This window comes from Dyella sp., from assembly GCF_036568765.1.
Lineage (GTDB): Bacteria > Pseudomonadota > Gammaproteobacteria > Xanthomonadales > Rhodanobacteraceae > GSA-30.
In genome coordinates this window covers 1-8,298 of record NZ_DATCRY010000146.1, presented here as the reverse complement: position 1 = coordinate 8,298, position 8,298 = coordinate 1, and the positions used below count along the sequence as shown (strand labels likewise).

General features: G+C 63.3%; 9 protein-coding genes. 5 read left to right on the top strand and 4 right to left on the bottom strand.

Annotated elements, in window-relative coordinates:
- Window positions 1-322: 322 nt before the first annotated feature.
- Window positions 323-784 (top strand): DUF192 domain-containing protein, encoded by a 462-nt coding sequence (locus tag VIM98_RS10415; protein ID WP_331993037.1) that lies wholly within the window; start codon window positions 323-325, stop codon window positions 782-784.
- A 250-nt stretch (window positions 785-1,034) separates the two neighbouring features.
- Here VIM98_RS10415 and VIM98_RS10410 read toward each other — a convergent pair whose 3' ends face one another.
- The gene (locus tag VIM98_RS10410) at window positions 1,035-1,229 is read right to left on the bottom strand and encodes a rubredoxin (protein ID WP_331993036.1); all 195 of its coding nucleotides are present in this window, start codon (window positions 1,227-1,229) and stop codon (window positions 1,035-1,037) included.
- Between the two features lie 103 nt (window positions 1,230-1,332).
- On the opposite strand from VIM98_RS10410, the gene thiE reads away from it, so the two are divergent.
- The 3 genes from thiE to VIM98_RS10395 are packed head-to-tail and all read left to right on the top strand — an operon-like array spanning window position 1,333 to window position 4,145.
- Window positions 1,333-1,980 (top strand): thiamine phosphate synthase, encoded by a 648-nt coding sequence (thiE, locus tag VIM98_RS10405; RefSeq protein ID WP_331993035.1) that lies wholly within the window; start codon window positions 1,333-1,335, stop codon window positions 1,978-1,980.
- Window positions 1,981-1,993: 13 nt separating this feature from the next.
- The gene (gene hemL, locus VIM98_RS10400) at window positions 1,994-3,286 is read left to right on the top strand and encodes a glutamate-1-semialdehyde 2,1-aminomutase (protein WP_331993034.1); all 1,293 of its coding nucleotides are present in this window, start codon (window positions 1,994-1,996) and stop codon (window positions 3,284-3,286) included.
- A gap of 4 nt (window positions 3,287-3,290) precedes the next feature.
- On the top strand, window positions 3,291-4,145 hold the full coding sequence (locus VIM98_RS10395) for an ion transporter (RefSeq protein WP_331993033.1): 855 nt from the start codon (window positions 3,291-3,293) through the stop codon (window positions 4,143-4,145).
- Window positions 4,146-4,213: 68 nt separating this feature from the next.
- Here VIM98_RS10395 and VIM98_RS10390 read toward each other — a convergent pair whose 3' ends face one another.
- Entirely contained in the window at window positions 4,214-5,449 is a 1,236-nt protein-coding gene (locus VIM98_RS10390) for an acetylornithine transaminase (protein ID WP_331993032.1), read from the bottom strand.
- 382 nt (window positions 5,450-5,831) lie between these two features.
- Between VIM98_RS10390 and VIM98_RS10385 the strand changes: the two genes are divergently transcribed.
- Window positions 5,832-5,993 carry a hypothetical protein gene (locus tag VIM98_RS10385; RefSeq protein ID WP_331993031.1) on the top strand — a complete coding sequence of 54 codons (162 nt, stop codon included), beginning with the start codon at window positions 5,832-5,834 and terminating at the stop codon, window positions 5,991-5,993.
- Window positions 5,994-6,193: 200 nt separating this feature from the next.
- On the opposite strand, the gene VIM98_RS10380 is transcribed toward VIM98_RS10385, so the two are convergent.
- Entirely contained in the window at window positions 6,194-7,534 is a 1,341-nt protein-coding gene (locus VIM98_RS10380; RefSeq protein WP_331993030.1) for a sigma-54 dependent transcriptional regulator, read from the bottom strand.
- A 430-nt stretch (window positions 7,535-7,964) separates the two neighbouring features.
- On the bottom strand, window positions 7,965-8,298 hold a 334-nt coding region (locus tag VIM98_RS10375; RefSeq protein WP_331993029.1), incomplete at its 5' end, for a VOC family protein.

Sequence of the window (8,298 nt, the reverse complement as noted above, 5' to 3'; positions counted from 1 at the left end):
CACCTGCGCACACTGTCAAAGATCTCAATCACTTGCGGCCTTCTCTTCCAACCGCGTCGGAACATTTCGTCCCGAGTGAGCCGCCCATATTACATCGTTTTTCCTGTCCGTCAACACCTGCGTGAAGATCAATTTTCAGCGGAGGGGGCGAAGCAGAACCCTTCGTCGAAGGCGTGTCGCCGAAGGGGTGTGAATCATAGCGCCCACCGTCATGGCTGTGAAGGGGGGAATGCGGGATTTTTTTCCAAACGATGACCGGCCAACGACGGGCGCTACACTCCGGCGCTTCGACCCACCCCAAGCCCAAGGTAGAGAACGCCCTATGAATCGCCTGCTGGTTTCCGCCCCGATCTTCGCCCTGGCCCTGCTGGCCGGCACCGCCCATGCCGCCGACAAGGCCAAAGCCATCTCCGTGACGCTCCATGGCCACCAGTTTTCTACCGAACTGGCCCTGGACGATGCCAGCCGCGAGCACGGCCTGATGGACCGTACCAAGCTGGCAGCCGATCACAGCATGCTCTTCGTGTTTCCAGACGCGGATCTGCGCGGCTTCTGGATGAAGAACACGCTCATTCCGCTGGATATCCTGTTTTTCGACAAGAATCGCAAGCTGCTTTCGATCTCTCCGAATGTGCCGCCGTGCAAGGCCGATCCTTGCCAGACCTATATGAGCGACGGCGATGCCCAGTACGTCCTCGAACTGGCTGGCGGCACGGCCAAGGCAAGCGGGATTCAGGTCGGTGACGAGTTAACCATCAACGCGGACGTCAGTGGCGCCCGTTGAACTTCGGTCAGGGCGTCGGCGAGCCCATGCGTGCAGGGTACGCCGACGCGATAAGGGACCAGGGACTCCGGAAGCAGTTTTTCCAGCATGTCCCATTCGTCTTCAAAGGGAATGAACTGCTGCATGGCTCAAGGCTCCTGTTCGTAGGCGCCCGCATTGCGCGGGCGCAGCTCTATGAGAACGGAGCGGAGAGCCTTGGCGGTGACGAATTGAGGCCTTTTTCGGGCCTGCTACGACCGAACGCGGGCGCTCAGTCGATTTCGATCATCTCGAAATCTTCCTTGGTGGCGCCGCAATCCGGGCAGGTCCAGGTATCCGGGACATCGGCCCAGCGGGTGCCAGGCGCGATGCCTTCGTCCGGCCGGCCTTCGGCCTCGTCATAGATTAAACCGCAGACAACGCACATCCATTTGCGCAGGGTGGTGGTTTCGGAACTTTGACTCATCAGACGGGCTTGATTGGCTCAGGGAATGCGCCATTCTCGCAACTCACCGGGCGATGCGAAAGCACCTGACAACGTTCCTTTGCTTTTTCCTATTGAGATGTCCATGCATTTGGCACAACCGCACTCCCCACGACTCCCGGGCCAAGGCCTTTATGTGATTACCGACGGCCCTCGTCCGGACTTGCTCGCTGTGGCAAGGCAGGCCCTGGAAGGCGGCGCCCGGCTGCTGCAATACCGCGACAAAACCGCGGATCCGGGCCGGCGCAAGCAGGAGGCCTCGGAGTTAGCCGGGCTCTGCCGCGAACTTGGCGTACCCATGATCGTCAATGACGATGTGGCTCTGGCCTTGGCTGCGGGTGCCGATGGCGTGCACCTGGGCGAAGACGACGGCGACATAGCGGCGGCGCGCGAGCTATTGGGTTCGCAGGCGATTATTGGCGTGTCCTGCTACAACTCGATCGAGCGCGCGCGCGCCATGGCTGCCGCTGGCGCGGACTACATCGCGTTTGGCGCGTTTTTTTCCTCGCCGACCAAGCCGAACACGGTCCGCGCCTCGACGGATCTGCTGCGGCAGAGCGCCACATTGGGTGTGCCGCGGGTGGCGATCGGCGGCATCACGCCGGACAATGCCGAATCGCTGATCGATGCAGGCGCCGATTACCTCGCCGTCGTCTCGGCCGTTTTCGGCGCGCCGGACGTGCGGGCAGCGGCGCATCGTTTTGCCGAACTTTTTCCCACTTCCCAAGCTTGAGGATGCTCTGCAGATGAGCAGCAACCACGAACTCTTCCAACGTGCGCGGCAATTGATGCCCGGCGGCGTCAACTCGCCGGTGCGCGCGTTCAAATCGGTCGGCGGCGAGCCATTTTTCACGGCGCGCGCGGACGGCGCGTATCTGTGGGATGTCGAAGGCAAGCGCTATGTCGACTATGTCGGTTCGTGGGGACCGATGATCGTCGGGCACAACCACCCGCATGTGCGGGAAGCCGTCGAGCGCGCGGTGCGCGACGGTCTTTCCTTCGGCACGCCCTGTCCGGCCGAAGTCACGATGGCCGAGACCATCGTGAAGCTGATCCCGTCGGTGGACATGGTGCGCATGGTCAACTCCGGCACCGAAGCGACCATGTCGGCGATCCGCCTGGCACGCGGCGCGACCGGCCGCGGCAAGATCGTGAAGTTCGAAGGCTGCTACCACGGCCATGGCGACAGCTTTCTGGTGAAGGCCGGTTCCGGCGCGCTCACCTTCGGCGTACCCACCTCACCGGGCGTACCCAAGGCCAGCGCCGACCTCACGCTCACCCTGCCCTATAACGACCTGGACGCGGCCAAGGCACTATTTGCCGAGCAGGGCGACGATATCGCCGGCCTGATCATCGAGCCGGTCGCTGGCAACATGAATTGCATCGCGCCGGCAGACGGCTACCTGCAGGGCCTACGCGAGTTGTGCACGCGCCATGGCGCGGTGCTGATTTTCGACGAGGTGATGACCGGCTTCCGTGTGGCGCTAGGCGGCGCGCAGGCGCATTACGGCGTCACGCCGGACCTGACCACCTTCGGCAAGATCATCGGCGGCGGCATGCCCGTCGGCGCCTACGGCGGACGCCGCGATTTGATGGAGCAGATCGCTCCCTCCGGCCCGATCTACCAGGCGGGCACGTTGTCAGGTAATCCGGTGGCAATGGCCGCCGGCTTGGCGATGCTGGATCTGATCCAGGCACCCGGCTTCTATGACGCCCTGGCCTCGCGCACGCGCCTGCTCACCGACGGATTGCAGGCGACCGCCGATGGCGCGGGCGTTCCGTTCAGCGTCAACCGTGTCGGCGGCATGTTCGGACTGTTCTTTACGGCCGAAAAAGTGACAAGCTATACGCAGGCCACGAAGGCGGATACGGCGATGTTCAATCGCTATTTCCACGGCATGCTCGAGCGCGGTGTCTACCTGGCGCCCTCGGCTTTCGAGGCGGGTTTTTTGTCCAGCGCGCACAACGACGAAGACATCGCCCTGACGCTGGAGGCCTCGCGCGTTAGCTTGCACGCATTGCACACGAATCAAGGATGACAACATGAAACGACCTGCCCGCCGCACCCTCCCGCTCCATTTGGAGCCGGCATCCGGAGCGGCCTGGCGGGCACGTTGGTTTCATATCATCTTCGGCCATGACGATCCGCCCGGAAGGCGCTTCGACGTCATTCTGATCCTGGTGATTCTGTCGAGCATCGCCGTGACGGTGCTCGACACCGTTGCGGAACTGCGAGCCGGCTGGAACATCGCTTTCTACGTACTGGAGTGGCTATTCACCCTGGCTTTCACAGCGGAGTTCGTGCTGCGCCTGATGGTCGTGAAGCGACCGGGCCGCTATGTTTTCAGCTTCTTCGGCATGGTCGACCTGCTGGCCGTGCTACCGACGTACTTGAGCCTGTTCGTCGTCGGCAGCCAATATCTGGTCGTCATACGTGCGCTACGCGTCTTGCGCATCTTCCGCATTCTCAAGCTGACTCAGTATGTCGGAGAGGCGGACATCCTCTGGGCCACCCTGCTGCGCGCGCGGCACAAGATCCTGATCTTCATCAGCACCATCCTCACGCTGGTACTGATCTTCGGTGCACTGATGTACCTGATCGAAGGCCCGGGCAACGGCTTTACCAGTATTCCCCGCTCGATGTACTGGGCGATCGTGACGATGACGACAGTGGGCTTCGGCGACATCACGCCGCATACGCCGCTCGGCCAGTTCGTGACGTCGATCATCATGCTGGTGGGCTACAGCATCATCGCGGTGCCGACCGGGATTTTCGCCGCCGAGCTGGCGGCAGAGATGCGTGCCAAGCAGGGAGTGTATTGCCCCGCGTGCGGACTGGGCGAGCATGCAGGAGACGCGCGGTTCTGCCGGGGATGCGGGGCGGCATTGAAGCGCTGAGCAGCGCTACGACAGGCGCCGGGTCCCGGCTAGCGCCGGGACGACGTGAGGGATTGGACGTTCGCGAGTTACTTGCCGAGGAAGGAACGCAATGCCGCCGACAGACGCTTGCTGCCTTCGGCCAGGTCTTCATCGTCGATATTGAGCGGAGGCACGAAGCGGAGCACGTCCGGACCGGCCTGCAGCACCAGCAAACCGTGCGCAGCGGCGTGATCGAGAATTTCGCCGGCACGGCCCTTGTAGGGTTCGGCCAATACCGCGCCCAGCATCAAGCCACGGCCACGCACCTGGGCGAACAAGCCAAGCTCGCGATTGAGCGCGTCGAGCGTATCGCGCAACGCCTGCGACTGCTTGCGCACGTTGGCCTGAATCGCTGGCGAAGCGAGCTTGCGCAATGCCACACGCGCCACCGCCGCTGCCATCGGGTTACCGCCGAAGGTGGTGCCGTGCGCACCGAACTGCATGGTCTGGGCCACCTTGGCGCCGGCCAGCATGGCACCGATCGGGAAACCGCAGCCCAATGCCTTGGCCAGAGTCACGATGTCCGGCACCACGCCATCCTGTTCGTGCGCAAACAGCGTACCGGTGCGACCCATGCCGCACTGGATCTCGTCCAGCACCAGCAGCGCGTCGTGGCGATCGCACAACGCGCGAACATGACGGAGAAAGCCATCGGCGGCAGGGAGCACGCCACCTTCGCCCTGTACCGGCTCGAGCATGACTGCGGCCACGTCGCCTTGAGCGAAGGCAGCCTCCAGCGCGGGCACGTCGTTGAAATCCAGATAGCGGAAACCGCCCGGCAGCGGCTCGTAGCCCTCTTGGTACTTCGGTTGCGCGCCAGCGGTGACGGTGGCCAGCGTGCGGCCATGGAAGGAGCCGCGGAAAGTAACGATCACCCGCTTATCCGCCGACCGGCCTTGTGCTGCTGCCCATTTGCGCACCAGCTTGATCGCCGCTTCGTTGGCTTCGGCGCCGGAGTTGCACAGGAATACGCGCTCGGCAAAGCCGGAAGCCCGCACGAGCTCCTCGGCCAACCGCAGCGGCGGCTCGGTATAGAAGACATTGCTGGCATGCCAGAGTTTGTGCGCCTGGTCGACCAGCGCAGCGACAAGATCGGGGTCCTGATGGCCGAGCGCGTTGACGGCGATACCGCCGCCCAGGTCCACGTAGTCGCGGCCGTCGGTATCCCACACGCGCGAGCCTTTGCCATGGTCCAGGATCAACTCGCGCGGACGATACACCGGCAACCAGTAACGCTTGCCAAGGTCGATCAGGGACTGCGCGGGGACGTCGGACGAATGCATGTCGTGCTCCAAGCGACGCCGTAGGTGTCGCCATCTCGGTCGGAAGGAAGGCCGTGCCGCGTGGGGCGCTGGCATCGGCCATACATCGTAAGGTCAACGCACTGTGTTTGCACGTCGGCGGTGTAACACGCTGGCAAGTTGTATCGGTGCTGTTACACCTGCGGGAAAACCTACCTCGATCAAGGGTTTTCAGGCACGGTACCGTCGCCTTCGTTTTGCAGCGGTGTAACGCGCGCAATACGGCCAATACGCCCCAAACGCCGCTCGCGAGTAGCTAAACCGCGCCAGAGACGGGTTCTGCGGCTTTGGCACGGCGTTTGCCACCTGATTTCATAAGGCAAGGCGAAGAGGGGGCACGATGGACAGGTCCTGCGAACCCGATATGCATCGCAGCATCGCGGCGGCGTCGCTGGCCAGTCTGGCCGCCACGCTGGCGGCGATCCAGGCACACGCCTGCGACGTGTCATCGGACGAGCAGCATCTCCCGTATTGCGACGATGACCCGACAAAGCCCGGCGCGCCGACGCGCCGGCTATCGAGTTGAGCCGCGCTCCAGCGCGGCGACGAGGGCGGTAACCCGGCAACCCCTGTAGCCGGGGCACCAATGGAAGCCCCCGACCCGTCCCCTGCGGGTCGGGGGCCTTCCTCTTTCTGGGAGGCCTCGTAGCTTACGTTTGTGGCATTAGGGGCGAGGGATGAGCCACCGTAAAGGTGGCTTGCCCCTGAAACCCGCGGCGTTGCCCCTCACCGCAATTCGTCTAATGCCAGTTGATGCTTCTTGCACAGGCGATAGATCGTCACGCGCGATACTTTCAATCGGCGCGCGCATTCGCTCACGTTGAAATGGCTTTCGCGCAGACAGGCGATGACAGCGTCGCGTTCGGCATTGATGCGCGTGGTTCCCAGGCTGGAGCGCGACGTGCTGAGCGCAGCAGCGCCTTCCAGGTCGAGGTCGGCCACGCTGATCAGTGCATCTTCGGCAACCACCGCCGCACGCTGCACGCGGTTGAGCAGCTCGCGTACATTGCCGGGCCAGGGAAAATGACGCATCGCATGCCGCGCGGCGCGGCTGAAGGCACGGGCATGACTGCTGTGCTGCTCGCGGAATGCATCGAGGAATTGTTGCGCCAGCAATTCGACGTCGTCGCCACGCTCGCGCAAAGCCGGCATGCGCAGGCGCAACACGTTGAGGCGGTAATAGAGATCCTCGCGAAAGCGTCCCTGTTCGACGGCCTTTTCCAAGTCGACATGGGTCGCTGCAAGCACACGCACATCCAGCTTGATCGACTGGCTGGAGCCGACACGCTCCACCGTGCCCTCCTGCAGGAAACGCAGCAGGTTGGTCTGCGCATCCAGCGGCAGATCGCCGATTTCGTCTAGGAAAACAGTGCCGCCGGCGGCGGTCTCGAAATGGCCGATGCGTCGCGCGTTGGCTCCGGTGAAGGCGCCACGCTCGTGGCCGAACAGTTCCGATTGCACCAGGTTCGGGGGCAATGCGCCGCAATTGATCGCAGCGAATGGCCGCGCCGCACGCACAGACAAGCTATGCAAAGCGCGCGCCGCCACTTCCTTGCCCGTGCCGGTCTCCCCCGTGATCAGCACAGGCAATTCCACGGGCGCGTACTTGCGCACGCTGGCGATGACCGCACGCGTAGCATCGCTATCGCCCGTGATGCCAAGGCCATTGTCGTCGCGCACGGCACGCGCCTCGCCGCACAGGCGAGTGAGCGCACCGACAAGACGATCCAGGTCGAGCGGATCGGTGAAGAAGTCCAGGCTGGCTTGCAGAATACGGTCCGAAGAGGAATCGAGCGTGGACATATCCGGCAGGATGACCGACAGCCATGGCAGGCTGGGATGGTCGATCATCAATTGCTCCATCGCCTGGGTGCCGTATGCGCCGGTATGGCGCAGATCCGCCAGCGCCACTACCACATCGCCGTTGCGGCGCCCCACGCCGCCCTGGCCATCCGCATCGGCCACCCGGATGATCCATCCGGCGTCGGACAACCGTTGTCGTTCGTGTTCGGCCGGTCGGCCGAACCAGACGACGCATCGTTTGGCGTCATCTCCGTTTGCAACCATCGCCCCTCCCAAACCCGACCCGGGTGAAAAGTCGCGGCCGGGGTTGAGGCCCCTATCCAGCAAACACCTGGCCGGTTGCAGCTCCACTTCCCCTATGAAGCGGATACTGCTGTTACGAAAGCGTGATATGCATCACACAATATACACCGAGGTAGGTGACGGCTATTGGTCAAAACGGGCATTCGGCTCGGACGGAAGCCCGACGTGCCGAGCGGCGGGGTATTCCGAAGGGTGTAGGCAGTCGCTTAGCCTGCGACGGGACGACAGGAACGAGGGATGAGTAGCGAGGGCGCCAAAACCGACCACCTGAGGGTTGGTTTCATGACTGCGACACATTTCTCGTGCGCTGGGGACCTCTCACGCTATCGGACTTGCGCCCTCACTACTCGTCCCTCGTCCCTAAATCGAGTCCTCAACCCCGAAGCTTGGCTTACCAAACGCCTGTGTTGGGCATCGATGCCCACGGCTCCTGCGGCGGCAGATGGCCGTCCTGCAGCAGTTCGACCGAGATCAGGTCAGGCGAACGCACGAATGCCATGTGGCCATCGCGCGGCGGGCGGTTGATCGTATAGCCCATCGCTTGCAGGCGAGCGCAGGTGGCGTAGATGTCGTCCACGCGAAAGGCCAGGTGGCCGAAGTTGCGCGCACTGCCGTAATCCTCGGCGGAGTCCCAGTTGTAGGTCAGCTCGATCTCGGCGTCGGGTGTCTCCGGTGCCGACAAGAAGATCAAGGTGAACTTGCCCGCGGCGTTTTCCATGCGGCGG